Origin of the sequence: Streptomyces avidinii, from assembly GCF_045161815.1 — a bacterium.
Classification (GTDB): domain Bacteria; phylum Actinomycetota; class Actinomycetes; order Streptomycetales; family Streptomycetaceae; genus Streptomyces; species Streptomyces avidinii.
Genome location: NZ_CP108863.1, coordinates 4,071,075 through 4,095,486, shown reverse-complemented (window position 1 = coordinate 4,095,486; position 24,412 = coordinate 4,071,075). Strand labels below are relative to the sequence as shown.

18 protein-coding genes and 3 rRNA genes are annotated in these 24,412 nt (G+C 68.2%); 17 read left to right on the top strand and 4 right to left on the bottom strand.

Annotated features, from left to right (window positions below; translation table 11 throughout):
* Positions 1-90: 90 nt before the first annotated feature.
* Positions 91-900, top strand: a complete 810-nt coding sequence (gene proC, locus OG373_RS18085; protein WP_405439228.1) for a pyrroline-5-carboxylate reductase — start codon at positions 91-93, stop codon at positions 898-900.
* A 47-nt stretch (positions 901-947) separates the two neighbouring features.
* On the opposite strand, the gene trpS is transcribed toward proC, so the two are convergent.
* Positions 948-1,952 (bottom strand): tryptophan--tRNA ligase, encoded by a 1,005-nt coding sequence (trpS, locus tag OG373_RS18080; RefSeq protein ID WP_405439227.1) that lies wholly within the window; start codon positions 1,950-1,952, stop codon positions 948-950.
* 897 nt (positions 1,953-2,849) lie between these two features.
* Here trpS and OG373_RS18075 point away from each other — a divergent pair.
* From OG373_RS18075 to OG373_RS18025, 11 genes are all read left to right on the top strand, one after another.
* A 16S ribosomal RNA gene (locus tag OG373_RS18075) occupies positions 2,850-4,373 on the top strand.
* Positions 4,374-4,656: 283 nt separating this feature from the next.
* Positions 4,657-7,779, top strand: a 23S ribosomal RNA gene (locus OG373_RS18070).
* A 76-nt stretch (positions 7,780-7,855) separates the two neighbouring features.
* Positions 7,856-7,972, top strand: a 5S ribosomal RNA gene (gene rrf, locus OG373_RS18065).
* Together the 16S, 23S and 5S rRNA genes form the textbook arrangement of a ribosomal RNA operon.
* Positions 7,973-8,153: 181 nt before the next feature.
* Positions 8,154-8,819, top strand: coding sequence for an HAD family hydrolase (locus OG373_RS18060; protein ID WP_405439226.1), 666 nt, complete (start codon positions 8,154-8,156; stop codon positions 8,817-8,819).
* A 43-nt stretch (positions 8,820-8,862) separates the two neighbouring features.
* Positions 8,863-10,116, top strand: a complete 1,254-nt coding sequence (locus OG373_RS18055; protein WP_405439225.1) for an MFS transporter — start codon at positions 8,863-8,865, stop codon at positions 10,114-10,116.
* Positions 10,088-11,236, top strand: coding sequence for an acetoin utilization protein AcuC (locus tag OG373_RS18050; protein WP_405444104.1), 1,149 nt, complete (start codon positions 10,088-10,090; stop codon positions 11,234-11,236). Before OG373_RS18055 ends, OG373_RS18050 begins: the two co-directional genes overlap by 29 nt.
* A 117-nt stretch (positions 11,237-11,353) precedes the next feature.
* A complete protein-coding gene (locus OG373_RS18045) occupies positions 11,354-12,178 on the top strand; it encodes a phosphatase (RefSeq protein WP_405444103.1) in 825 nt (274 codons plus the stop codon).
* 120 nt (positions 12,179-12,298) lie between these two features.
* A complete protein-coding gene (locus OG373_RS18040; RefSeq protein WP_008738568.1) occupies positions 12,299-12,508 on the top strand; it encodes a helix-turn-helix domain-containing protein in 210 nt (69 codons plus the stop codon).
* Between the two features lie 142 nt (positions 12,509-12,650).
* Positions 12,651-12,749, top strand: coding sequence for a 30S ribosomal protein bS22 (locus OG373_RS18035; protein ID WP_003948845.1), 99 nt, complete (start codon positions 12,651-12,653; stop codon positions 12,747-12,749).
* A 95-nt stretch (positions 12,750-12,844) separates the two neighbouring features.
* Entirely contained in the window at positions 12,845-13,930 is a 1,086-nt protein-coding gene (locus OG373_RS18030; RefSeq protein ID WP_405439224.1) for an NAD-dependent epimerase/dehydratase family protein, read from the top strand.
* Positions 13,930-14,907, top strand: coding sequence for a lysophospholipid acyltransferase family protein (locus tag OG373_RS18025; protein WP_405439223.1), 978 nt, complete (start codon positions 13,930-13,932; stop codon positions 14,905-14,907). The genes OG373_RS18030 and OG373_RS18025 overlap by 1 nt, the downstream gene beginning before the upstream one ends.
* A 102-nt stretch (positions 14,908-15,009) precedes the next feature.
* On the opposite strand, the gene OG373_RS18020 is transcribed toward OG373_RS18025, so the two are convergent.
* The 3 genes from OG373_RS18020 to OG373_RS18010 form a co-directional block, all read right to left on the bottom strand.
* Positions 15,010-16,215 (bottom strand): DUF5667 domain-containing protein, encoded by a 1,206-nt coding sequence (locus OG373_RS18020; protein WP_405439222.1) that lies wholly within the window; start codon positions 16,213-16,215, stop codon positions 15,010-15,012.
* Positions 16,216-16,443: 228 nt separating this feature from the next.
* Positions 16,444-17,256 carry an ECF subfamily RNA polymerase sigma factor, BldN family gene (locus OG373_RS18015; RefSeq protein ID WP_397735036.1) on the bottom strand — a complete coding sequence of 271 codons (813 nt, stop codon included), beginning with the start codon at positions 17,254-17,256 and terminating at the stop codon, positions 16,444-16,446.
* Positions 17,257-17,616: 360 nt separating this feature from the next.
* Positions 17,617-18,591 carry an HAD family hydrolase gene (locus tag OG373_RS18010; RefSeq protein ID WP_397735034.1) on the bottom strand — a complete coding sequence of 325 codons (975 nt, stop codon included), beginning with the start codon at positions 18,589-18,591 and terminating at the stop codon, positions 17,617-17,619.
* A 106-nt stretch (positions 18,592-18,697) separates the two neighbouring features.
* Here OG373_RS18010 and OG373_RS18005 point away from each other — a divergent pair, with 106 nt between their 5' ends.
* The 5 genes from OG373_RS18005 to OG373_RS17985 all read left to right on the top strand — a co-directional run bounded on the left by OG373_RS18005 (position 18,698) and on the right by OG373_RS17985 (position 24,409).
* Positions 18,698-18,976 (top strand): glutaredoxin family protein, encoded by a 279-nt coding sequence (locus OG373_RS18005; protein WP_405439221.1) that lies wholly within the window; start codon positions 18,698-18,700, stop codon positions 18,974-18,976.
* 273 nt (positions 18,977-19,249) lie between these two features.
* Positions 19,250-20,056 carry a redox-sensing transcriptional repressor Rex gene (locus OG373_RS18000; protein WP_189970950.1) on the top strand — a complete coding sequence of 269 codons (807 nt, stop codon included), beginning with the start codon at positions 19,250-19,252 and terminating at the stop codon, positions 20,054-20,056.
* Positions 20,053-21,780, top strand: a complete 1,728-nt coding sequence (locus OG373_RS17995) for a glutamyl-tRNA reductase (protein WP_405439220.1) — start codon at positions 20,053-20,055, stop codon at positions 21,778-21,780. The genes OG373_RS18000 and OG373_RS17995 overlap by 4 nt, the downstream gene beginning before the upstream one ends.
* Positions 21,777-22,745 (top strand): hydroxymethylbilane synthase, encoded by a 969-nt coding sequence (hemC, locus tag OG373_RS17990; RefSeq protein ID WP_397735028.1) that lies wholly within the window; start codon positions 21,777-21,779, stop codon positions 22,743-22,745. Before OG373_RS17995 ends, hemC begins: the two co-directional genes overlap by 4 nt.
* Complete coding sequence (locus OG373_RS17985) at positions 22,742-24,409, top strand: uroporphyrinogen-III synthase (RefSeq protein ID WP_397735026.1); 1,668 nt, start codon at positions 22,742-22,744, stop codon at positions 24,407-24,409. The genes hemC and OG373_RS17985 overlap by 4 nt, the downstream gene beginning before the upstream one ends.
* The last annotated feature ends 3 nt before the right edge of the window (positions 24,410-24,412 follow it).

Sequence of the window (24,412 nt, the reverse complement as noted above, 5' to 3'; positions counted from 1 at the left end):
ACAGCCCCGCCCCCGCCGGCCGCCCGGGTGCAAGGATGAGGACGTATAGGTAGCTCACGCGCAAGAACAGTTCGGCGAGGTGGATCGGGCATGACCCAGACAGTCGCAGTCCTCGGTACCGGCAAGATCGGCGAGGCCCTGCTCAGCGGAATGATCCGCGGCGGCTGGCCCGCCTCGAAGCTCCTCGTCACCGCCCGCCGCGCCGAACGGGCCGAGGAACTCCGCACCCGCTACGGGGTCGAGGCCGTCTCCAACGCCGAGGCCGCCAAGCGCGCCGACATCCTCATCCTCACCGTCAAGCCCCAGGACATGGCCAAGCTCCTCGACGAGCTCGCCCCGCACGTACCGGCGGACCGCCTGGTCATCAGTGGCGCCGCCGGCGTCCCCACCGCCTTCTTCGAGGAACGCCTCGGCCCCGGCACCCCCGTCGTCCGCGTCATGACGAACACCCCGGCCCTCGTCGACGAGGCCATGTCCGTCATCTCCGCCGGCAGCCACGCCACCGCGGCCCACCTCGCCCACACCGAGGAGATCTTCGGCAGCGTCGGCAAGACCCTGCGCGTCCCCGAGTCCCAGCAGGACGCGGCCACCGCCCTCTCCGGCTCCGGCCCCGCCTACTTCTACTTCCTCGTCGAGGCCATGACCGACGCCGGCATCCTCCTGGGCCTGCCCCGCGCCCAGGCCCACGACCTGATCGTCCAGGCCGCCATCGGCGCCGCCGTGATGCTCCGCGACAGCGGCGAACACCCGGTCAAGCTCCGCGAGGCCGTCACCTCCCCGGCCGGTACGACGATCAACGCGATCGTCGAACTGGAGCGGCACGGCGTACGCGCCGCCCTCATCGCCGCCCTGGAAGCGGCCCGCGACCGCAGCCGCGAGCTCGCCTCCGGCAACAGCTGAGACTCCGGTACCGGTGGGGGGCCCGCGGAACGCGGGCCCCCCACCCGTCACGGCTCCAGCAACCCGATCGCCCGGTACGCCCGGTCCACCACCGGCCGCGCCAGCTCCCTGGCCCGCCCGGCCCCCTCCCGCAGCACCTTCTCCACCTGGGCGGGATCGCCGGCCAGCTCCGCGTGCCGCTCCTGGACCGGCCGCAGCAGCTCGACCACGGCGTCGGCGACATCCCGCTTCAGCGCGCCGTAGCCGGTGTACGTGTCGGCGAGCCCGGCCGGATCGCCCCCGGTGCACGCCGCCAGGATGTCCAGCAGGTTCGCGACTCCCGGCCGCGTCCGACGGTCGTAGACCACGCCGCCGTCCCCGCTGTCGGTGACCGCCCGCATCACCTTCTTGCGCACGACCCCCGGCTCGTCGAGCAGGTAGACGATCCCCGCCCCGCTGTCGTGCGACTTGCCCATCTTCGACGTCGGGTCCTGCAGATCCATGACCCGTGCGGCCACTGCCGGAAGCGTGGCCCGCGGCACGGTGAAGGTGTGCCCGTAGCGCTGGTTGAACCGCACCGCGATATCCCGGGTCAGCTCGACGTGCTGCTGCTGGTCCTCACCGACCGGCACCTCCTGGGCCTCGTACGCCAGGATGTCGGCGGCCATCAGCACGGGATAGGTGAGGAGCGACAGCCGTACGCCCTCCCCGGAGCCCTGGGCCTTCGCCGCCTTCTCCTTGTACTGGATCATCCGCCGCAGCTCCCCGTCGGTGGCGGTGCACTCCAGCAGATAGGCCAGCCGGGTGTGCTCGTCGACATGGCTCTGCACGAAGAGGGTGCACCGCGCCGGATCCAGTCCGGCGGCCAGCAACAGCGTCCCCGCCTGCCGACTCAGCCTCCGTACGCGCGCCGGCTCGTGCTCGACGGTGAGTGCGTGCAGATCGACGACACAGAACAGCGCGGACTCCGGGTCGTACTCGGCGGAGACCCACTGCCGGACGGCCCCCAGGTAGTTCCCCAGCGTCAGGTGTCCGGTGGGCTTGATGCCGCTGAAGATCCTCGTCGTCGCCATGTCCCTGTTCTCCCTCTGTTGTGCGTGAGTGGTGTCGGCGCCACCGCGTCGGGCGACCGAGCCACTCCCGGGAGGGAGAAACAGAAACGGCCGCCGTAGCGGCGGCCGTGAGCGCATGCGTGCTCGCGTGGAAGGTCGGCCGCCGTCAGGCGGCCCACCAGCGAAGGCTGAGCGCATGCGTAGTCATGGACCCAGCGTAGACGGAGGGGGACGAAGGCGCGGGGTGTTTCGGGCACCCCGCGCGGCGGGGTCGGCGGGGGTTGACACAGGTGTGCCCGGTCCGTAAGGTTCTTCGAGTTGTCCGAAGTGAGCGCCGACCCCGGTCGGTCCCCGGACAGCTCATCCCGCACCACACATTCGAACGAACGGCGTATTTCGTCGTCTCGTTTTCATGCGTATTTGCGAATGAGGAATCCGCGTTCCAGGACGCAGTCGCCGATTAGGTTCGGGGGCAAGGAATCCGCTACTGTCTCACTCGTCGAAAGGGCCCAACAGCCCGGCAGACAAACCCCGCTGACCGGGGATCAGGACCGAAAGGATCTGATAGAGTCGGAACCGCCGGAAAGGGAAACGCGAAAGCGAAAACCTGGAAAGCGGAGCGGGACTGGCTCTGATAGAGTCGGAAACGCAAGAACAGAACGAAAGCCCGGAGGAAAGCCCGAGAGGGTGAGTACAAAGGAAGCGTCCGTTCCTTGAGAACTCAACAGCGTGCCAAAAATCAACGCCAGAAGTTGATACCCCGTCCACTTCGGTGGATGAGGTTCCTTTGAAAAAGACCTGTCGGGCCTTCGGGCACTGGCAGGCAACAAACACAGCGAGGACGTTGTGGCGCGTCGGTCTTATTCCGACATGACGTGCCCGCTCTAAGTGATGTGTGCACCCGATTACGGGTAAACATTCATGGAGAGTTTGATCCTGGCTCAGGACGAACGCTGGCGGCGTGCTTAACACATGCAAGTCGAACGATGAAGCCCTTCGGGGTGGATTAGTGGCGAACGGGTGAGTAACACGTGGGCAATCTGCCCTTCACTCTGGGACAAGCCCTGGAAACGGGGTCTAATACCGGATACCACTCCTGCCTGCATGGGCGGGGGTTGAAAGCTCCGGCGGTGAAGGATGAGCCCGCGGCCTATCAGCTTGTTGGTGGGGTAATGGCCCACCAAGGCGACGACGGGTAGCCGGCCTGAGAGGGCGACCGGCCACACTGGGACTGAGACACGGCCCAGACTCCTACGGGAGGCAGCAGTGGGGAATATTGCACAATGGGCGAAAGCCTGATGCAGCGACGCCGCGTGAGGGATGACGGCCTTCGGGTTGTAAACCTCTTTCAGCAGGGAAGAAGCGAAAGTGACGGTACCTGCAGAAGAAGCGCCGGCTAACTACGTGCCAGCAGCCGCGGTAATACGTAGGGCGCAAGCGTTGTCCGGAATTATTGGGCGTAAAGAGCTCGTAGGCGGCTTGTCACGTCGGATGTGAAAGCCCGAGGCTTAACCTCGGGTCTGCATTCGATACGGGCTAGCTAGAGTGTGGTAGGGGAGATCGGAATTCCTGGTGTAGCGGTGAAATGCGCAGATATCAGGAGGAACACCGGTGGCGAAGGCGGATCTCTGGGCCATTACTGACGCTGAGGAGCGAAAGCGTGGGGAGCGAACAGGATTAGATACCCTGGTAGTCCACGCCGTAAACGTTGGGAACTAGGTGTTGGCGACATTCCACGTCGTCGGTGCCGCAGCTAACGCATTAAGTTCCCCGCCTGGGGAGTACGGCCGCAAGGCTAAAACTCAAAGGAATTGACGGGGGCCCGCACAAGCAGCGGAGCATGTGGCTTAATTCGACGCAACGCGAAGAACCTTACCAAGGCTTGACATATACCGGAAAGCATTAGAGATAGTGCCCCCTTGTGGTCGGTATACAGGTGGTGCATGGCTGTCGTCAGCTCGTGTCGTGAGATGTTGGGTTAAGTCCCGCAACGAGCGCAACCCTTGTCCTGTGTTGCCAGCATGCCCTTCGGGGTGATGGGGACTCACAGGAGACCGCCGGGGTCAACTCGGAGGAAGGTGGGGACGACGTCAAGTCATCATGCCCCTTATGTCTTGGGCTGCACACGTGCTACAATGGCCGGTACAATGAGCTGCGATACCGCAAGGTGGAGCGAATCTCAAAAAGCCGGTCTCAGTTCGGATTGGGGTCTGCAACTCGACCCCATGAAGTCGGAGTTGCTAGTAATCGCAGATCAGCATTGCTGCGGTGAATACGTTCCCGGGCCTTGTACACACCGCCCGTCACGTCACGAAAGTCGGTAACACCCGAAGCCGGTGGCCCAACCCGTAAGGGAGGGAGCTGTCGAAGGTGGGACTGGCGATTGGGACGAAGTCGTAACAAGGTAGCCGTACCGGAAGGTGCGGCTGGATCACCTCCTTTCTAAGGAGCACAGTACCGATTGCAGACAAATGTTCTGCACGGTCAGCTCATGGGTGGAACGTTGATTAGTTGGCACGGTTTCCGGATCTCTCTGTAAGTACTGCTTCGGCGTGGAACACAGTGAAGTGAAGGTGATCGTGCTTGGCACGTTGTTGGGTCCTGAAGGTACGGCCGTAAGGTTGCGATCTTCAGTGCCGGCCCCAGTGAACTCGCCAGCTTGTCTGGTGGGGTGATGGGTGGCTGGTCGTTGTTTGAGAACTACACAGTGGACGCGAGCATCTGTGGCCAAGTTTTTAAGGGCGCACGGTGGATGCCTTGGCACCAGGAACCGATGAAGGACGTGAGAGGCCGCGATAGGCCCCGGGGAGCTGCCAACTGAGCTTTGATCCGGGGGTGTCCGAATGGGGAAACCCGGCAGTCGTCATGGGCTGTCACCCACTGCTGAACACATAGGCAGTGTGGAGGGAACGAGGGGAAGTGAAACATCTCAGTACCCTCAGGAAGAGAAAACAACCGTGATTCCGGGAGTAGTGGCGAGCGAAACCGGATGAGGCCAAACCGTATGCGTGTGATACCCGGCAGGGGTTGCGCATGCGGGGTTGTGGGAATTCTTTTGATCGGTCTGCCGGCCGGTCGGCGAGTCAGAAACCGTTGATGTAGTCGAAGGACATGCGAAAGGTCCGGCGTAGAGGGTAAGACCCCCGTAGACGAAACATCAGCGGCTTGCTTAAGAATCTCCCAAGTAGCACGGGGCCCGAGAAATCCCGTGTGAATCTGGCGGGACCACCCGCTAAGCCTAAATATTCCCTGGTGACCGATAGCGGATAGTACCGTGAGGGAATGGTGAAAAGTACCGCGGGAGCGGAGTGAAATAGTACCTGAAACCGTGTGCCTACAAGCCGTGGGAGCGTCGCCGTTGTTCTTCGGAACAACGGTCGTGACTGCGTGCCTTTTGAAGAATGAGCCTGCGAGTTAGCGGTGTGTAGCGAGGTTAACCCGTGTGGGGAAGCCGTAGCGAAAGCGAGTCCGAATAGGGCGATTGAGTTGCACGCTCTAGACCCGAAGCGGAGTGATCTAGCCATGGGCAGGTTGAAGCGGAGGTAAGACTTCGTGGAGGACCGAACCCACCAGGGTTGAAAACCTGGGGGATGACCTGTGGTTAGGGGTGAAAGGCCAATCAAACTCCGTGATAGCTGGTTCTCCCCGAAATGCATTTAGGTGCAGCGTCGTGTGTTTCTTGCCGGAGGTAGAGCACTGGATAGGCGATGGGCCCTACCGGGTTACTGACCTTAGCCAAACTCCGAATGCCGGTAAGTGAGAGCACGGCAGTGAGACTGTGGGGGATAAGCTCCATGGTCGAGAGGGAAACAGCCCAGAGCATCGACTAAGGCCCCTAAGCGTACGCTAAGTGGGAAAGGATGTGGAGTCGCAGAGACAACCAGGAGGTTGGCTTAGAAGCAGCCACCCTTGAAAGAGTGCGTAATAGCTCACTGGTCAAGTGATTCCGCGCCGACAATGTAGCGGGGCTCAAGCGTACCGCCGAAGTCGTGTCATTGCAGCAATAGGGCCAACGCCCGCTGTGATGGGTAGGGGAGCGTCGTGTGCCGGGTGAAGCAGCAGCGGAAGCTAGTTGTGGACGGTTCACGAGTGAGAATGCAGGCATGAGTAGCGATACACACGTGAGAAACGTGTGCGCCGATTGACTAAGGGTTCCTGGGTCAAGCTGATCTGCCCAGGGTAAGTCGGGACCTAAGGCGAGGCCGACAGGCGTAGTCGATGGACAACCGGTTGATATTCCGGTACCCGCTTTGAAACGCCCAATATCGAATCAGGCGATGCTAAGTCCGTGAAGCCGTTCCGGACCCTTCGGGGAAAGGAAAGTGGTGGAGCCGACGAACCAGACTTGTAGTAGGTAAGCGATGGGGTGACGCAGGAAGGTAGTCCAGCCCGGGCGGTGGTAGTCCCGGGGTAAGGGTGTAGGCCGAGGGGTAGGCAAATCCGTCCCTCATTAAGGCTGAGACCTGATGCCGAGCCGATTGTGGTGAAGTGGATGATCCTATGCTGTCGAGAAAAGCCTCTAGCGAGTTTCATGGCGGCCCGTACCCTAAACCGACTCAGGTGGTCAGGTAGAGAATACCGAGGCGTTCGGGTGAACTATGGTTAAGGAACTCGGCAAAATGCCCCCGTAACTTCGGGAGAAGGGGGGCCATCACTGGTGATAGCACTTGCTGTTTGAGCTGGGGGTGGCCGCAGAGACCAGCGAGAAGCGACTGTTTACTAAAAACACAGGTCCGTGCGAAGCCGTAAGGCGATGTATACGGACTGACGCCTGCCCGGTGCTGGAACGTTAAGGGGACCGGTTAGTGACCTTTCGGGGTTGCGAAGCTGAGAACTTAAGCGCCAGTAAACGGCGGTGGTAACTATAACCATCCTAAGGTAGCGAAATTCCTTGTCGGGTAAGTTCCGACCTGCACGAATGGCGTAACGACTTCTCGACTGTCTCAACCATAGGCCCGGTGAAATTGCACTACGAGTAAAGATGCTCGTTTCGCGCAGCAGGACGGAAAGACCCCGGGACCTTTACTATAGTTTGATATTGGTGTTCGGTTCGGCTTGTGTAGGATAGGTGGGAGACTTTGAAGCAGCCACGCCAGTGGTTGTGGAGTCGCCGTTGAAATACCACTCTGGTCGTGCTGGATGTCTAACCTCGGTCCGTGATCCGGATCAGGGACAGTGTCTGATGGGTAGTTTAACTGGGGCGGTTGCCTCCCAAAGGGTAACGGAGGCGCCCAAAGGTTCCCTCAGCCTGGTTGGCAATCAGGTGTTGAGTGTAAGTGCACAAGGGAGCTTGACTGTGAGACCGACGGGTCGAGCAGGGACGAAAGTCGGGACTAGTGATCCGGCGGTGGCTTGTGGAAGCGCCGTCGCTCAACGGATAAAAGGTACCCCGGGGATAACAGGCTGATCTTCCCCAAGAGTCCATATCGACGGGATGGTTTGGCACCTCGATGTCGGCTCGTCGCATCCTGGGGCTGGAGTCGGTCCCAAGGGTTGGGCTGTTCGCCCATTAAAGCGGTACGCGAGCTGGGTTTAGAACGTCGTGAGACAGTTCGGTCCCTATCCGCTGTGCGCGTAGGAATATTGAGAAGGGCTGTCCCTAGTACGAGAGGACCGGGACGGACGAACCTCTGGTGTGCCAGTTGTCCTGCCAAGGGCATGGCTGGTTGGCTACGTTCGGGAGGGATAACCGCTGAAAGCATCTAAGCGGGAAGCCTGCTTCAAGATGAGTATTCCCACCTCCTTGAGAGGGTAAGGCTCCCAGTAGACGACTGGGTTGATAGGCCAGATGTGGAAGCCCGGTAACGGGTGAAGCTGACTGGTACTAATAGGCCGAGGGCTTGTCCTCAGTTGCTCGCGTCCACTGTGTTAGTTCTGAAATAACGAACAGCTGTGTCCATGCCAGCGTTCAAATTTCATAGTGTTTCGGTGGTCATAGCGTTAGGGAAACGCCCGGTTACATTCCGAACCCGGAAGCTAAGCCTTTCAGCGCCGATGGTACTGCAGGGGGGACCCTGTGGGAGAGTAGGACGCCGCCGAACAATCATTGTGGGAAAGCCCCGCACCAGCCCTTACGGGTTCGGTGCGGGGCTTTTCTGCGTTTCAGGGCCCGATCGGGCCGGCGGTCGCTCTGTCGTCCGAATGGCCGCAGCAGTCCGGTGATGCGTCGTCGGCGGCCCGGCGAGACGGGCTCTACGTCCGTTTAGTTCGTAGTGTGGGGGTATGGGCTACGACCTCGTCATCTTCGACAACGACGGCGTGCTGGTGGACAGCGAGCCGCTCGCCAACAGCATCCTCGCCGGGTACCTGACCGAGCTGGGGCACCCGACCACCTACGAGGAGTCGGTCCGCGACTACATGGGGTCCGCCGTGCACCGGGTGCACGACCTCGTCGTGGAGCGGACCGGGGAGCAGCTGCCGGCCGACTTCGACGAGACGCTGCACGCGCGGACCGTCGCCGCGTTCGAGCAGGAGCTGAAGCCCGTCCCCGGCGTGGAGGAGGTGCTGGGGGCGCTGACCGCTCAGGGGGTCGGGTACTGCCTCGCGTCCTCCGGGAGTCACGAGCGGATCCGGGCCGGGCACCGGGTGGCCGGGCTCGACGGTTGGTTCGAGGAGGAGTGGATCTTCAGCGCGCAGGACGTCGCCCAGGGGAAGCCGGCTCCGGACCTGTACGTGCACGCGGCGCGGCAGATGGGCGTGGAGCCGGCCCGTTGTGTGGTCATCGAGGACAGTCCCCTCGGCGTCCGGGCGGCCGTCGCCGCGGGCATGGACGTGTACGCGTTCACGGCGATGCTGCCCGCCGACCAGCTCCCCGGAGCCACCAAGCATTTCGGTGACATGAAGCAGCTCACCGGTCTGCTCGGGCTGGAGGCCGGACTGGGTATGTGATCTCTCTACCCACGGGTAGCCCGTGGCCCTACGCTGACCCGCCATGACGGATGATGTGCGGCTGCGGCGTGGCCGCGGCGCTCTGGGGTTCAGTTTCTTCGTGCAAGGCGTCGCCTTCGCGCTGCTCGTGACGCGGATCCCGGCCATCCAGGAGCGGTACGGGATATCCGACGGCCTGCTGCCCGCCTTCCTCGCGGCCGTGCCGGTCCTCGCGGGGGCGTCGAGCGTGGCCACCGAGCACCTGGTGAAGCGGGTCGCGCCCAGCGTCGTACTGCGGTGGGCGCAGCCGCTGGTGCTGCTGTCGCTGCTGGGCGTCGCAGCCGGCAGCCGCATGTGGCACGTGGCGGTGGCCCTGGGGGCGTTCGGTCTGTCGGTGGGGGCGCTGGACGCCTCGATGAACATGCTCGGGGTCAGCCTGCAGCGGGCGTACGGGCGGAGCATCATGCTCGGCTTCCACGCCGCCTACAGCCTCGGCGGGATCCTGGGGGCTTCGGCCGCGTGGGCGGGGGCGCACTGGGAGCTGAACCTGTTCGTCAGCTATCTGCCGGCCGTGGCCGTGCTGTTGCCGTCGGCGCTGCTGGGGAGCCGGCGCTACGTCGACGGGACGGGGCCGAACGGGTCGGGGCCCGGCGGGACGGGGCCGGGAGACACCTCCGGGAAGGGGCTGGGGGCCGGTGGGTTCAAGCTGCTGCTGCCGCTGTGCCTGGTGATGGCGTGCGCGTACATCGGGGACTCCACGGTGGCGAACTGGAGTGCCAAGTACCTCCAGGACGTACTCGGGAGCTCGGAGCAGATGGCGACCGTCCCCTACAACGTCTACATGGTGACCACCCTCGTGGGGCGGGCCCTCGGGGACCTGGGCGTGCGGCGCTTCGGGGCGGCGGCCGTGGTGCGGGCCGGGACGCTGGTGGCGGCCGCCGGGTTCGCGGTGGTGGCGGCGGCGCCGGGGGCGTGGGTGGGGATGCTCGGCTTCACCCTGCTGGGGATCGGCCTGTGCGTGATCGTGCCGCAGACCTTCGCCGCCGCGGGGCGGCTCTTCCCGGGGGCGTCCGACACGGCCGTCGCGCGGCTCAACATCTTCAACTACGTCGGTTTCCTGATCGGGTCTCCGCTCGTCGGGGCGGTCGGTGACGCCTGGAGCTACCGGGGGGCGATGCTGGTGCCGATGGCGCTGGTCCTGGTGACCTTGTTCCAAGCCCGCTCGTTCGGCTCCGAGCCCGCCCGATACGGTGTCCGGCATGAGCGGCGAGCCGGTGACCGGGCTGTTGATGTGGGACGAGGCGGTAACGAGGTATGACTTCGGACCGAGCCATCCGATGGACCCGGTGCGCCTGGCGCTGACCATGGGCCTGGTGCGCGCCTTCGGGCTGGACCGGGCCATGGAGGTGCGGGCGGCCCCGGTGGCGGGGGACTCGACGCTGCGGCTGGTGCACCGGGAGGACTACGTCGCCGCGGTGCGCGAGGTGTCCGAGGACCCGGGGGTCGCGGACGGTTCGTACGGGCTGGGGACCATCGACGATCCCGCCTTCCACGGGATGCACGAGGCGTCCGCGCTGATCGCCGGGCAGTCCGTGGCGGGCGCGGAGGCGCTGTGGAGCGGTGAGGCCGAGCACGCGGTGAACTTCGCCGGCGGGCTGCACCACGCCATGCCGGGCGGGGCGGCCGGTTTCTGCGTGTACAACGACGCGTCGCTGGCGGTGGCGCGGCTGCTGGAGCTGGGGGCCGAGCGGGTCGCGTACGTGGATGTGGACGTTCACCACGGGGACGGGGTGCAGGCGGCCTTCTGGGACGATCCGCGGGTGCTGACCGTCTCGATGCACGAGCATCCGCGGACACTGTTCCCGCAGACGGGCTGGCCGGAGGAGACCGGTGGCCCGGGGGCGGAGGGGTCGGCGGTGAACATCGCGCTGCCCGCCGGGACCGGGGACGAGGGGTGGCTGCGGGCCTTCCACGCGGTGGTGCCGGAGCTGCTGGCGGACTTCCGGCCGCAGGTGCTGGTGACCCAGCACGGGGCCGATACGCACTTCGAGGACCCGCTCGCGCACCTGGCGGTGTCGCTGGACGCCCAGCGGGCCGTCCAGGAGTCCTGTCACCGGCTCGCGCACGAGTACGCGGACGGGCGGTGGCTGGCGCTGGGCGGCGGCGGGTACGCGGTGGTGGACGTCGTGCCGCGGTCGTGGACGCACCTGGTGGGGATCGCCGCGCACCGGCCTGTGGATCCGCAGGCGGCGGTGCCCGCCTCGTGGCGGGACGAGGTGTACGCGCGGACGCGGCAGTTGGCGCCGGCCCGGATGACGGACGGGCGGACTCCGGCGTGGTCGGAGTGGGAAGCGGGCTACGACCCGGCGGACCGGACGGATCAGGCCGTTCTGGCGACGCGCCGGGCGGTCTTCCCGTTGCGCGGGATGCTGACCTGACCGCTCGGACTCCCACTCGGACGGCCGCTCGGGTGGTTGCGAAGCATCGTTACGCCAACTGTGGGGCTGTTCGCCGGAATTGATGACCCGCCAGATGTGTTGGGGGAGCATCGGAGGGTGTTGAGCACCGGCGCGTTGCGTGCCCATCTGCTGGCCGCCCGGTTGGCCGGGACCGTCGCGACCTCCCGGGAGCAGAGCCTGCGCAGTTACCGGCTGTTCGCCGCCCGGGATCCGCGGGTGATGCTGGGGCTGGATCCGGAGTGGGGCTGGGGCGAGGGTGACCTGCTGAGGCTGATGGCGGACAAGTGCGGGGTCTCGGCGGATCCGGCGCATGTCAGTGGGCCGGACGTGATCGACCCGGAGCGAACGGTGGCCGCGCTGGAGGCCTTCGCGGGGCGGCTGTGCGAGGCGGCGCGGGCGCGGTCGCCCGTGCTGTTCGGGACGGGGCACCCGCATCGGCTCCTGGGCTTCTACGCCGGTTTGGCCGAGGCGCTGTCGGCGGCGGGATGTGTTGTCCTCACCCCGGCGCAGGGGGTGCGTGTCGACATGGCGACCCGGTTCGGCGTACGCACGCACAGCATCGAATACGTACGGGGGGTCGCACTGGTGCGGGAACCCGGCGTGCGGGTGCCGGGGAGTGCGACCGGCGTGCACACCCATTCGCCGCTGCCGGTCCGGATGGCGCTGGGGGCTCTCGCGGAGGCCGGCGGGCCGCTGCCGGAGCTGGTGGTGGGGGACCACGGGTGGGTCTGCGGCGCAGGTCAGCTCGGTGTGGAGGCGATCGGGCTGGCGGACACGGATGATCCGGCGCTGTTCGTAGGGGAGGCCGAGGGGCGGGTCTCGGTGGCCGTCCCGCTCGATGACGCGGTGCGAGCGGACTACTACCGACCGCTTACGCGCTATGTGCTCGGTCGCGCAAGTCTGACGGGGCGGCAGGAGTAGCCGTAGCTCCTCTTCCCCACTCGTATCACGCGCCCCTACTCTGGGGAGTGAGCGTGCGACGACGAGGAGTAACCGGAGGGGAAGCCGGTGCCCGTCATGCGCGGAAGGTCAAGGTGTGTCATGGCTGCTGGCGAGAGGCCTCTCAGTGAGGTTCAGTTCCTGACCGTGGCGGAGGTCGCCTCGGTGATGCGAGTGTCGAAGATGACCGTGTACCGGCTGGTGCACAACGGTCATCTGCCCGCAATCCGGGTGGGCCGGTCCTTCCGGGTCCCCGAGAACGCGGTCCACGAGTACCTCCGAGAGTCCTATGTGGGGGTGGAGTCGGCCTGAGACTGAGGCTCGGGAAGCCCCTGGCTACAACGCGGAAGCGCTCGGATTACAAGCTCAGAGCTCGGGCGGGTAGGCTAGGCCGACGTAGGTCGTGTGGGCCCAGACGCCCCGCACCAGTGAAGAGAAGTGAGCGAGGGTAGTCGTGGGCTCTGTTATCAAGAAGCGGCGCAAGCGGATGGCTAAGAAGAAGCACCGCAAGCTGCTCAAGCGCACCCGCGTCCAGCGCCGTAACAAGAAGTAAACGGCAGCTGTACGTGTTCTCCGCAGCCCCTCCACCATCCTGGTGGAGGGGCTGCGGTGCAGCCGGGGGACTTCTTCGAGGGAGGCGCTGAGCTCGTGGGGAAGGTCGTACTCGTCACCGGGGCAGCCCGGCAGTTGGGCGGCCGCTTCGTGCGCCGGATCCAGCGTGACCCGGATGTCGAGCGGGTGATCGCGGTGGACGCGGTGACACCGCCGCACCGGCTCGGATCGGCGGAGTTCGTCCGTACGGACATCAGGCAGTCGGCGATCGCCAGGGTGCTGGCCGAGCATGCCGTGGACACGGTGGTCCATCTGGCGGTCACCGGGGGCAGCGCGGGCACGGGCGGCGCGCACAGCACCGTCAAGGAAACGAACGTCATCGGGACCATGCAGCTCCTCGGGGCCTGCCAGAAGTCGCCGACGGTCCGACGGCTCGTGGTGAAGTCCAGTACCAGTGTGTACGGGGGCACCTCCCGGGATCCCGCCGTCTTCACCGAGACCACGGAGCCGAAATCGCTGCCGGCGGGCGGCTTCGCGAAGGACGCCGCCGAGGTCGAGGGCTACGTACGGGGCTTCGCGCGCAGACGGCCGGACGTCGCGGTGTGCGTGCTGCGGTTCGCGAACATCCTGGGGCCCTACGCGGACTCGGCGCTCGCAGAGTACTTCTCGATCCCGGTGATGCCGACCGTGCTGGGCTACGACCCGCGGCTGCAGTTCGTGCACGAGGACGACGTCCTCGAAGTGCTGCGGCTGGCGGCGGGGGAGCCGAGGCGCGGGACATTGAACAGCGGGACCTTCAACATCGCGGGCGACGGCGTGCTGCTGCTGTCGCAGTGCTCGCGTCGGCTCGGGCGGCCCACGCTGCCGCTGCTGCTGCCCGCGTTGAACTGGGTGGGCTCCGCACTGCGTGCGGTCGGAGCCACCGATTTCTCGCCGGAGCAGATAAGGCTGCTCACCCACGGCCGGGTCGTGGAGACCACGCAGATGCGCGAGGTCCTCGGCTTCGAACCGCTCTACACGACCGCGGAGACCTTCGCGGACTTCGCCCGGAGCCGGGGGAGCGGGCTGCTGCCGCCGGAGCGGGTCGGACGGGCCGTGGACCGGGTGGCGGCCATGCTGGACGCAGACGGGCTCGACGGGCTCAAGGACGACGCCTACGCGGCTGAAGGAGCGAAGCGATAGTGGCGGACGCCAAGGTCATTCCGTTCGACGAGGACCGGCCCCGGCGGCGGATCCCCCGCCGGGTGCGGGCGGTGCCCGCAGCCGAGCCGGTGGTGGAGCCGCCGGCGGCTCCCGAGCCGGCGCCGGCGGCGCCCGGCGACAGCTGGGACCGGCGGATCGCCGGCGGGCTGGCGTTCCTGCGGCGACGGGTCACCGGGGACTACGAGGTCGACGACTTCGGCTACGACAAGGAACTGACGGACCAGGTCCTGATGTCCCTGATGCGGCCGCTGTACGACAAGTACTTCCGGGTCGAGGTCAAGGGCATCGAGAACATCCCGGCGGAGGGCGGCGCGCTGATCGTGGCGAACCACTCCGGGACGCTGCCGCTCGACGGGCTGATGCTCCAGGTCGCCGTGCACGACCACCACCCGGCGGAGCGGCACCTGCGACTGCTGGCGGCGGACCTGGTGTTCATGCTGCCCGTGGTCAACGAGCTGGCCCGCAAGGCGGGGCACACCCTGGCGTGCGCGGAGGACGCGCAGCGGCTGCTGGAGGCCGGAGAGCTGGTCGGTGTGATGCCGGAGGGCTTCAAGGGGATAGGGAAGCCGTTCGGGGACCGGTACAAGCTGCAGCGGTTCGGGCGGGGCGGGTTCGTGTCGACGGCGCTGCGGGCGGGGACGCCGATCGTGCCGTGCTCGATCGTGGGGGCGGAGGAGATCTACCCCATGGTCGGCAACGCGAAGACGCTGGCGCGGCTGCTGGGGGTCCCGTACTTCCCGATCACGCCGACGTTCCCGTGGCTGGGGCCGCTCGGGGCGCTGCCGTTGCCGACGAAGTGGACGATCCAGTTCGGCGAGCCGATCCCGACGGACGGGTATGCCGCGGAGGCCGCGGAGGACCCGATGCTGATGTTCAACCTCACGGACCAGGTGCGGGAGCAGATCCAGCACACGCTGTACAAGCTGCTGGTGCAGCGGCGGTCCGTGTTCTTCTGAGGCGTGCCAGAGCGGCGCCCGGGCCGGGGCCGGGGCAGGCCGGAGTCGGCGGGCGAGGCGAAGGGAAAGGGCGGGGCCGCCTGGGCGGCCCCGCCCTTCCTCCTACTCGGCGTCCTCCGTGCCCAGGCCCAGGCCCGGGAGGAGACCCGGGATCAGGGGCGGGATGGTGATGTCCGGATTGGGGACGTCCGGATTGCCCGAGGCGGGCGGGGCCGACTGTCCCGCGGGCGGGTTGAGCAGCTCGCCCGTACCGCCCAGGAGGCCACCGGCGGGAGGCCGGGAGCTGCCCGAGGGGGACGGCGCCGTGGGACTGCCGGAGGGCGTTCCGGCGGCGGGAGCGGACTGCTGCGTGCCGCTCGGGGTGCCCGGCCTGGCGGACGAGCCGGGGGTGCCTCCGGTGCCGCGGGACTGCTCCGGAGGCTTGGGGAGCAGGTTCTGGAGCGGCGCCACGTCTTCGTCTATGGCCTGGAAGACCGACTCCACCTCTCCGCCGACGTCGGTGAGCTGCGCCGGGAGCTTCTCCCGGAGCTTGCCCCACGCGTCGCGGTGCGAGCGGGAGAACGACGACAGCTTCTGGATCGGGCCGAGCGAGCCGTCCCGTTCGTACGCGGCCTGGAGGAGGCGGTGGCCTGCCTCCGCGTCGTGCTTCACGCCCGCCAGCGCCCGCCGGATCGCGCCCAGGGACTCGTGGTCCAGGTCGCCCAGCCGGCCTCGTTCCATCAGCCGCCGGGCTTCCGACAGGCGACTGGATGCCTGGTCGAGATAGAGCTCGCCCCGGTCCGCGTCGTCGTCGGCCATCCCCAGCTTCAGGTCCTCCATGCCCCGCTTCACGGGGTAGAGGTGGTCACCGGGCAGGGCGTCGGAACTGGCAGCGGCCACTCCGCTGAAGGCCCCTGCGGCCACACCCACGGTGAGGCCGCCCGCTGCGATGCCCTTGGACCAGCGGGAGCGGGGCCGCAATTTCCGGAGCGGGGTCGCCCGGTGGGCGCCGCGGCCGGTCCGCTGTTCGGGCACCAGAGGGTCCGAGGCGGCACCGCCCCCGGCCCTCTCCTCCAGCACCATGGCCTCCATGGCGGCAATGAGCTGGGCTCGTTGCACCACTTTGACCTCGGGGTCCAGCACTGGGCGCGGCATTCTTTCGCCGAGCACGCTCGCCAGGGCCAACAACCGGTCGTGGTCGGCAGGTTCGGCAGGTGCCTCGGACTGCTCGGCCGCCGAGTCCGGTTCCGGAAGGTCGGACGGGGTCCGATCCTCCAGGGCCTGGGCGAAGGCGTTCGCCCGCCGGTGCGGGGTCACGTTCGCGATCACTGGCGGCACCTCCTCTCGTCATGACGATCGACTCCCCAAGGTGTCCGGAAGGTTGCCTTCCTTGAGCGCGTCCACACTTTCGAGTGAGCGGCTTCGGGCAAAGCGTGTCCACAGGGAGCCTGCATTCCGCACAACGAGCGTCGCGGCACTTGGGTTACGGACGAAGGATGATCTGACCACAGCGTCATCGAGGGGTCACCGAATGTGAGGTTGTCTGGTGTCGGAGGGTCAGCGGGCGTCTTCGGGGAGGAGGCGGGCCAGGGTGCGGACCGCCCGGTACTGGAGCGTCTTGATGGCGCCCTCGTTCTTCCCCATCACCCGGGCCGTCTCGGCGACCGAGAGGCCCTGCAGGAAGCGCAGGGTCACGCACTCCTGCTGCTGCGGATTGAGCTTGCGCACGGCTTCCAGCAGGGCCGCGTTGGACAGGGACTCCAGGACCGAGTCCTCGGGGCTGCGCTCGACCTCGTTCGCGTCGAGCATCTCGCCGGTGGTGACCTCCAGCCGGAAGCGGCTGGACTTGAAGTGGTCCGCCACCAGGTTCCGGGCGATCGTCACGAGCCAGGCGCCGAAGTCGCGGCCCTGCCAGGTGAAGGTGGAGATCCGGCGCAGGGCGCGCAGGAACGTCTCGCTGGTGAGGTCCTCCGCGGTCGCCTTGCCGCCGACGCGGTAGTAGATGTACCGGTAGACCGTGTCGCTGTACTGGTCGTACAGGCGGCCGAAGGCATCCGCCTCGCCCGCCTGGGCGCGTTCGACCAGGTCCATCATGCGGGCCTGGTCGCTGTCCGCCGTGGGGCGGCGGTGGGTGGCCTGGGTGGCGGTGCCGGCGGCGTTCGAGCCGCCGGCGGCGCGACCTCGTCTGCCCACCGTCGCGCCGCCGTCGGTCAGGGCATAGCAAGGACCGGCCGGGCCGAAGCCGGCAGGGACCGCGGCGGCGAAGGCGGGGACGGCGTACGCGGTGGGGACGAAGCCGCGCAGGTGGTCGAGGACCGTTGTGCGCAGCTGAGCCAGGCCCGAGGCGTCAACCCCGACAGGTGGGTACACGGGACTCCCAGAGGCAGAGCTTCCATCACGTGCAGTGCGGGACCGTTCACCCGTCGTGGCGACAGATGACCGGGGGCATGCGTTTGAGGAGAATAACGCTTCGTACAGGCAGCGCTACACCCAGTTGCTCAAATCACCGGTTCCGACACTTCTGTTGCGTGTCGAGGGCATATTCAGTCGCAGATGGTGATCGATTCTTGATCGCTTGGATGCGCGGAATGGACGCTTCCACGGGGGCCCGCGACCGAGTCGGGCATGCCGGAGTGCCGCGGCGGGGGCGCGGGTGGAGGTGAGCGAATGTCCGTGGCAGGGCCGTGCCTGCGGCGGGCCCGGGACTCACGGGCCCCGGGCCTGGTGTTGTTACTTGCGGCGGCGGTGCAGGGCGATGGCGGCGGCCGCGCCGCCCGCGATCGCGCCGACGCCGGCGGCCGCCGGGACGCCGACCTTCACGGCCTTGCGACCGGTCCGATAGTCGCGCAGTCGCCAGTCGTTGGTCCGGGCATGCTTGCGAAGTTTTGTGTCGGGATTGATCGCGTACGGATGTCCGACCAGCGACAGCATCGGGATGTCGTTGTGCGAATCGCTGTACGCCGCGCAGCGTTCGAGATCGAGCCCCTCGGCGGCGGCCAGGGCGCGGACCGCCTCGGCCTTGGCGGGGCCGTGCAGCGGCTCGCCGACCAGGCGGCCGGTGTAGACCCCGTCGACGGACTCGGCGACGGTGCCGAGGGCCCCGGTGAGGCCGAGGCGGCGGGCGATGATCGTGGCGGTCTCCACGGGGGCGGCCGTGACCAGCCACACCTTCTGGCCGGCGTCGAGGTGGGCCTGGGCCAGGGCGCGGGTGCCGGGCCAGATCCGCTCGGCCATGTACTCGTCGTAGATCTCCTCGCCGATCGACATCAGCTCGGAGACCTTGTGGCCCTTGACGATGGACAGGGCGCTGTCGCGGGCGTCCTGCATGTGCTCGGGGTCCTCGACGCCGGCCAGCCGGAACCAGGCCTGCTGCCAGGCGAAGCGGGCGAGTTCGCGGCGCCGGAAGAACTCGCGCTTGTAGAGGCCGCGGCCGAAGTGGAAGATCGCGGCGCCCTGCATGACGGTGTTGTCGAGGTCGAAGAAGGCGGCGGCGAGATCGTCGCCGGCGACCGGGAAGACGGGCTCCTCCGGGGTCGGTTCGGGGCCCTCCTCGGTGCGGGTTCCCGGTTCCGTTTCGGGCCCGGTGAGCGGTGGGGCCTCGGTCAGAGCGGTCTTGCGGGCGGCCTCGGCCGAGGCCTCGCCCGCCAGCACGCTGCGTGCGGTGGCGGAGCGCCGACGAGGGGGGAGCCATCCGAGAGCGGCCATGACGCGAGCATAGCCACTGTGTTCGGGAGTTCCCGAACCGATGGGATGCGGAGGCGTGAACTCTTCGAGGCGCTCCTGTTACGCGAGGGCGCGGGAGAATGGCCGCATGAGCCCTTTGTTGCGCCGTAAGGAAAAGAAGCGTCCCGGGGAGCGGATGGTCACGCTCATCGGGAAGCCGGGGTGCCACCTGTGCGACGAGGCGGAGGAGGTGGTCGCCCAGGTGTGCGCCGAGACCGGTGCGCAATGGGAGAAGAAGGACATCTCGCAGGACGAGGAGCTCCACCGGCTGCACTGGGAGCAGATTCCGGTGGTGCTCGTGGACGGCGAGCAGCACACCTTCTGGAGGGTGAACCCCGAGCGGCTCCGGCGGGCGTTGGGGGCCTGACCCTCTTCCCGGTTACCATCATGGGCGATTTATGGGGTCTCGGGGGCGTATCTGTGAGGAGTGTGCACCGCTTTGCCCCCTTTGGGATTTGAACGGGTTCGGCGTGCCGCTGGTTCCGGCTTTGTCTGCCGAACTCGCGTGACCCCGGTCACTTTGGTCGGACAAAGCGGACACAATCTTTGTGCACGCGTTCACAAAGGCATAGCCTGCTGTCGACGGGGCGGTCCTGGGACAAGTGGCCGCCTGCAGCCCCGCTCATCCCGCAGGAGCATCGTGGCAACTGGCCGAACTCACCGACCGGCGACCCGCAGCCGAGGTATTCCCGAGGCCACTGTCGCCCGGCTTCCGCTGTACTTGCGTGCCCTCACCGCGCTCTCCGAGCGATCGGTGCCCACGGTGTCCTCCGAGGAGCTCGCGGCCGCCGCCGGAGTCAATTCCGCGAAGCTGCGCAAGGACTTCTCGTACCTGGGTTCCTACGGGACCCGCGGCGTCGGCTACGACGTCGAGTACCTCGTCTACCAGATCTCCCGCGAGCTCGGCCTGACCCAGGACTGGCCGGTCGTCATCGTCGGGATCGGTAACCTCGGCGCCGCGCTCGCCAACTACGGCGGGTTCTCCGCGCGCGGCTTCCGTGTCGCGGCCCTCATCGACGCCGACCCGGCGATGGCCGGCAAGCCGGTCGCCGGCATGTCCGTGCAGCACACCGATGATCTGGAGAAGATCATCGAGGAGAACGGCGTCTCGATCGGCGTGATCGCGACCCCCGCGGGTGCGGCGCAGCAGGTCAGCGAGCGGCTGATCGCGGCCGGCGTCACCTCCATCCTGAACTTCGCGCCCACCGTGCTGTCCGTGCCCGAGGGCGTGGACGTGCGCAAGGTCGACCTTTCCATCGAGCTCCAGATCCTCGCCTTCCACGAGCAGCGCAAGGCCGGTGAGGAAGCGGCCGCCGCTGCCGCCGGCGGCTCCTCCGTGGGCGGCGCCGCCCCCGCCGCGGCCGTGGTGCCGCCGGCCGGGCGCAGCGCCGCCGAGACGCGCAAGGGCGGGCCCGAGGGTGACGTGCCGGCGGTGATGCCGGCATGAGTCTGCTCGTCGTAGGGCTGAGCCACCGCAGCGCGCCCGTGAGCGTGCTGGAGCGGGCTTCGCTGGCCGCCGATGCCAAGGTGAAGCTGCTGCACGACACCCTCGCCGCCGAACCGGCGACCGAGGCGACCGTGCTCGCCACCTGCAACCGGATCGAGCTGTACGCGGACGTGGACAAGTTCCACGCCGGCGTCGCGGAGCTGTCCACGCTGCTCGCGCAGCACAGCGGGGTCGGGCTGGAGGAGCTCACCCCGTACCTGTACGTGCACTACGAGGACCGGGCGGTGCACCACCTGTTCTCGGTGGCGTGCGGACTGGACTCGATGGTCGTGGGCGAGGGGCAGATCCTCGGCCAGATCAAGGACGCGCTGGCGCTGGGGCAGGAGCTGCACACCGCCGGCCGGCTGATCAACGACCTGTTCCAGCAGGCGCTGCGGGTCGGCAAGCGGGCGCACTCCGAGACCGGGATCGACCGGGCGGGCCAGTCGCTGGTGACCTTCGGGCTGGAGCAGCTGGCCGTGCACGTGCCGGTGGGCGAGTGGGCCGCCGGCAAGCGGGCGCTGGTGATCGGGGCCGGGTCGATGTCCTCGCTGGCCGCGGCGACGCTGGCGCGGGTCGGCGTGGCCGAGATCGTCGTGGCGAACCGGACCGCCGACCGGGCGGAGCGGCTTGCGGAGATTCTGGTTGCCTCGGGCACCGGGGTCTCGGCCGTGGCCGTGCCGATGGCTCGCGTCGCCGACGAACTGACACGAGTCGACCTCGTGGTGTCCTGCACCGGTGCGACGGGGTTGGTGCTGACCGCCGACGACGTGCTGGCCGCCGTGTCCTGGGGCGCCGCCCCGGACCCCGCGCCTCAAACGCCGGCGGGGCTGGAGGAACGGGGCGCCGCCCCGGACCCCGCGCCTCAAACTCCCCCAGCTACCGCTGGGAGGTACCCCCTGGCGGGGCTGGAGTTGGCCGATGTCGTGGCTCGTCTTGCGGCCGCTGCCGAAGGCGGGAGGCGGCTGGCCGATGCCGGGGCGGCTCGGACCATCAGCGCTCCCGTGGAGGCCGACGGGTGTCCCGTCGGGCCGGACGGGCGCTCCGCGCTGACCGGGGTCGACGCCAACTCCCTCGAACTGCACGGGACCTGGGCCGACCAGGGCGAGGCCGCCGCGCAGCGGCAGCCCCGCAGGAGCACCCGTACGCAGGCCCGGCCCACCGCCGTCCGGCTCGCGCTGCTCGACCTGGCCATGCCCAGGGACATCGACGCGGCCGTGCACCGGATCCCGGGCGTACGGCTCGTGGACATCGAGTCGCTCGCCGAGGCGTCCGCCGACGCCCCGATGGCGGCCGACGTCGACGCCGTGCGCGGGATAGTCGCCCAGGAAGTGGCGGCCTTCGGGGCGGCGCAGCGGGCCGCGCACATCACGCCCACCGTCGTCGCCCTGCGGGCCATGGCGGCCGAGGTCGTGGCCATGGAAGTGGCGCGCCTCGACGGGCGGGTGCCCGACCTCGACGAACGGCAGCGTGCCGAGGTCACCCAGACCGTGCGCCGCGTCGTGGACAAGCTCCTCCACGCGCCGACCGTGCGCGTCAAGCAGCTCGCGAGCGAGCCCGGCGGCGCCGGGTACGCGGAAGCGCTGCGCGAACTCTTCGACCTCGACCCTCAGACGGTTGCTTCCGTCAGCCGGGCGGACGCGGCCGATCCGATGAACGACGACGACCCAGGACGGGCATCATGAACACACGTCCCGACCAGCCGCTGCGGCTCGGTACGCGGCGGAGCAAGCTGGCCATGTCCCAGTCGGGGCACGTCGCCGACGCGGTACGGGCCGTCACCGGCCGGGCCGTCGAGCTCGTGGAGATCACGACCTACGGCGACGTCTCGCGCGAGCACCTCTCGCAGATCGGCGGGACGGGCGTGTTCGTCACGGCCCTGCGCGACGCGCTGCTGCGCGGTGAGGTCGACTTCGCCGTGCACTCGCTGAAGGACCTGCCGACGGCGCAGCCCGACGACCTCGTGATCGCGGCCATGCCGCGCCGCGAGGACGCGCGGGACGCGCTCGTCGCCCGGGACGGTCTGACCTTCGAGCAGCTGCCCGACGGTGCCCGGATCGGTACCGGGTCGCCGCGGCGCACCGCCCAGCTCAACCACCTGGCGCTGTCGCTCGGCAAGCGGATCGAGACGGTGCCGATCCGCGGCAACGTCGATACCCGGATCGGTTTCGTCCGTGACGGCGAGCTCGACGCCGTCGTGCTGGCGGCCGCCGGGCTGAACCGGATCGGTCGCGGTGACGAAGCGACCGACCTGCTGTCCGTCGACAGCGTCCTGCCGGCTCCCGGCCAGGGCGCCCTGGCCGTGGAGTGCCTCGCGTCCGACACGGACCTCGTCGCCGCGCTCGGCGAACTCGACGACCCGCACACCCGGGCCGCCGTGACCGCCGAGCGTTCCCTGCTCGCCGCCCTGGAGGCAGGCTGCAGCGCACCCGTGGGCGCGTTCGCCGACCTTCTGGCGGACGGGGAGATTGTCAATGAAATGCGCCTGCGCGGCGTCGTCGGAACCCTCGACGGCACGACGCTGGTGCAGCTGTCCACCACCGGTCCCGTGCCCCAGTCGTACGACGAGGCCATGGCGCTCGGCCGCGAACTCGCGGACGAGATGCTGGCCAAGGGCGCGGCCGGTCTGATGGGGGAGCGATCGCTTTGAACCCCTCAATTCCGACCACCTCCGCCTATCCGGCCGTCGCCGCCCACGGCCGCGTCACCTTCCTCGGTGCCGGCCCGGGCGACCCGGGTCTGCTGACGCTGCGCGCCGTCGAGGCGCTCGCCGCCGCGGACGTACTGATCGCGGAGCCCGAGGTGCTCGAGGTCGTACGGACGCATGCGCGCGCGAATGTCGACACGCCGCAGCTGACGATTGCTGACGAAGTGTCAGCAGCCGCCGGGGTCCCGGTTATCCGGGACGCGGCCAATCTTGTCATGGAGGCCGCACGCTCCGGCAGGCGGGTCGTACGTGCCGTCACGGGCGACCCCGGCCTCGACGGGAACGCCGCCGAGGAGATGCTCGTCTGCGCCACCGCGGGCATCCCCTTCGAGGTGGTGCCCGGTGTCGCCACCGCGGTGGGCGTACCCGCGTACGCCGGTGTCCCGCTGCGCGACAAGCAGGGCGCGGACGTGCGGTTCGTCGACGCGCGGACGGCCTCGGCGCGCTGCTGGAGCGAGGTGGGCGCGAGCGACGGCATCCTCGTCGTGTCCGCGACGCTGGAGACGGTCTCGGCGGCAGCAGCCGAGCTGGTGAGCGCCGGGCGCAAGCCCGACACCCCGCTGACCGTGACCGTCGCCGGTACCACCACGCGGCAGCGGACCTGGTGCGCGACGCTGGGCACGATCGCCCAGGTGTTCAAGCAGGGCAAGGTGCTCCCCTCGCCCGAGGGCGCCCGGCCCGTCATAGCCGTGGTCGGTGAGCACAGCGCCGTCGCGCGGCGCGAGGACCTGTCCTGGTTCGAGTCGAAGCCGCTGTTCGGCTGGCGGGTGCTCGTACCTCGCACCAAGGAGCAGGCCGCTTCGCTCTCCGACCAGCTGCGTTCGTACGGCGCGGTGCCCCACGAGGTGCCGACCATCGCCGTGGAGCCGCCGCGCACCCCGCAGCAGATGGAGCGCGCGGTGAAGGGCCTGGTGACGGGCCGCTACGAGTGGATCGCCTTCACCTCGGTCAACGCCGTGAAGGCCGTCCGCGAGAAGTTCGAGGAGTACGGGCTCGACGCGCGCGCCTTCGCGGGCATCAAGGTCGCCGCGGTGGGCGAGCAGACCGCCGCCGCGCTCGTGGAGTTCGGCGTGAAGCCGGACCTGGTGCCCAGTGGCGAGCAGTCCGCGGCCGGACTGCTGGAGGACTGGCCGCCCTACGACCCGGTCTTCGACCCGATCGACCGGGTGTTCCTGCCGCGCGCCGACATCGCGACCGAGACGCTGGTCGCCGGGCTGATCGAGCTCGGATGGGAGGTCGACGACGTCACCGCCTACCGGACGGTGCGCGCGTCGCCGCCGCCGGCGGACACGCGTGAGGCGATCAAGGGCGGCGGTTTCGACGCCGTGCTCTTCACGTCCTCCTCCACGGTCCGCAACCTGGTCGGGATCGCCGGGAAGCCGCACAACGTGACCGTCATCGCCTGTATCGGGCCGGCGACGGCCAAGACGGCTGAGGAGCACGGGCTGCGCGTGGACGTACTGTCCCCGGAGCCGTCGGTGTCGAAGCTGGCGGAGGCCCTCGCCGAGTACGGCGCGGCGCGCCGCGAGGCGGCCAAGGAGGCCGGTGAGACGGTGTTCCGGCCGAGCGAGCGACGGCCGGGGGCGCGCAGGCGCCGTACGACCTGACGG

Excerpts from the sequence above, each read along its gene's own strand:
- proC (WP_405439228.1), top strand. The coding sequence starts at position 91 with ATGACCCAGACAGTCGCAGTCCTCGGTACCGGCAAGATCGGCGAGGCC.
- trpS (WP_405439227.1), bottom strand. The coding sequence starts at position 1,952 with ATGGCGACGACGAGGATCTTCAGCGGCATCAAGCCCACCGGACACCTG.
- OG373_RS18060 (WP_405439226.1), top strand. The coding sequence starts at position 8,154 with ATGGGCTACGACCTCGTCATCTTCGACAACGACGGCGTGCTGGTGGAC.
- OG373_RS18055 (WP_405439225.1), top strand. The coding sequence starts at position 8,863 with ATGACGGATGATGTGCGGCTGCGGCGTGGCCGCGGCGCTCTGGGGTTC.
- OG373_RS18050 (WP_405444104.1), top strand. The coding sequence starts at position 10,088 with ATGTGGGACGAGGCGGTAACGAGGTATGACTTCGGACCGAGCCATCCG.
- OG373_RS18040 (WP_008738568.1), top strand. The coding sequence starts at position 12,299 with ATGGCTGCTGGCGAGAGGCCTCTCAGTGAGGTTCAGTTCCTGACCGTG.
- OG373_RS18010 (WP_397735034.1), bottom strand. The coding sequence starts at position 18,591 with ATGGCCGCTCTCGGATGGCTCCCCCCTCGTCGGCGCTCCGCCACCGCA.
- OG373_RS18005 (WP_405439221.1), top strand. The coding sequence starts at position 18,698 with ATGAGCCCTTTGTTGCGCCGTAAGGAAAAGAAGCGTCCCGGGGAGCGG.
- OG373_RS17995 (WP_405439220.1), top strand. The coding sequence starts at position 20,053 with ATGAGTCTGCTCGTCGTAGGGCTGAGCCACCGCAGCGCGCCCGTGAGC.
- hemC (WP_397735028.1), top strand. The coding sequence starts at position 21,777 with ATGAACACACGTCCCGACCAGCCGCTGCGGCTCGGTACGCGGCGGAGC.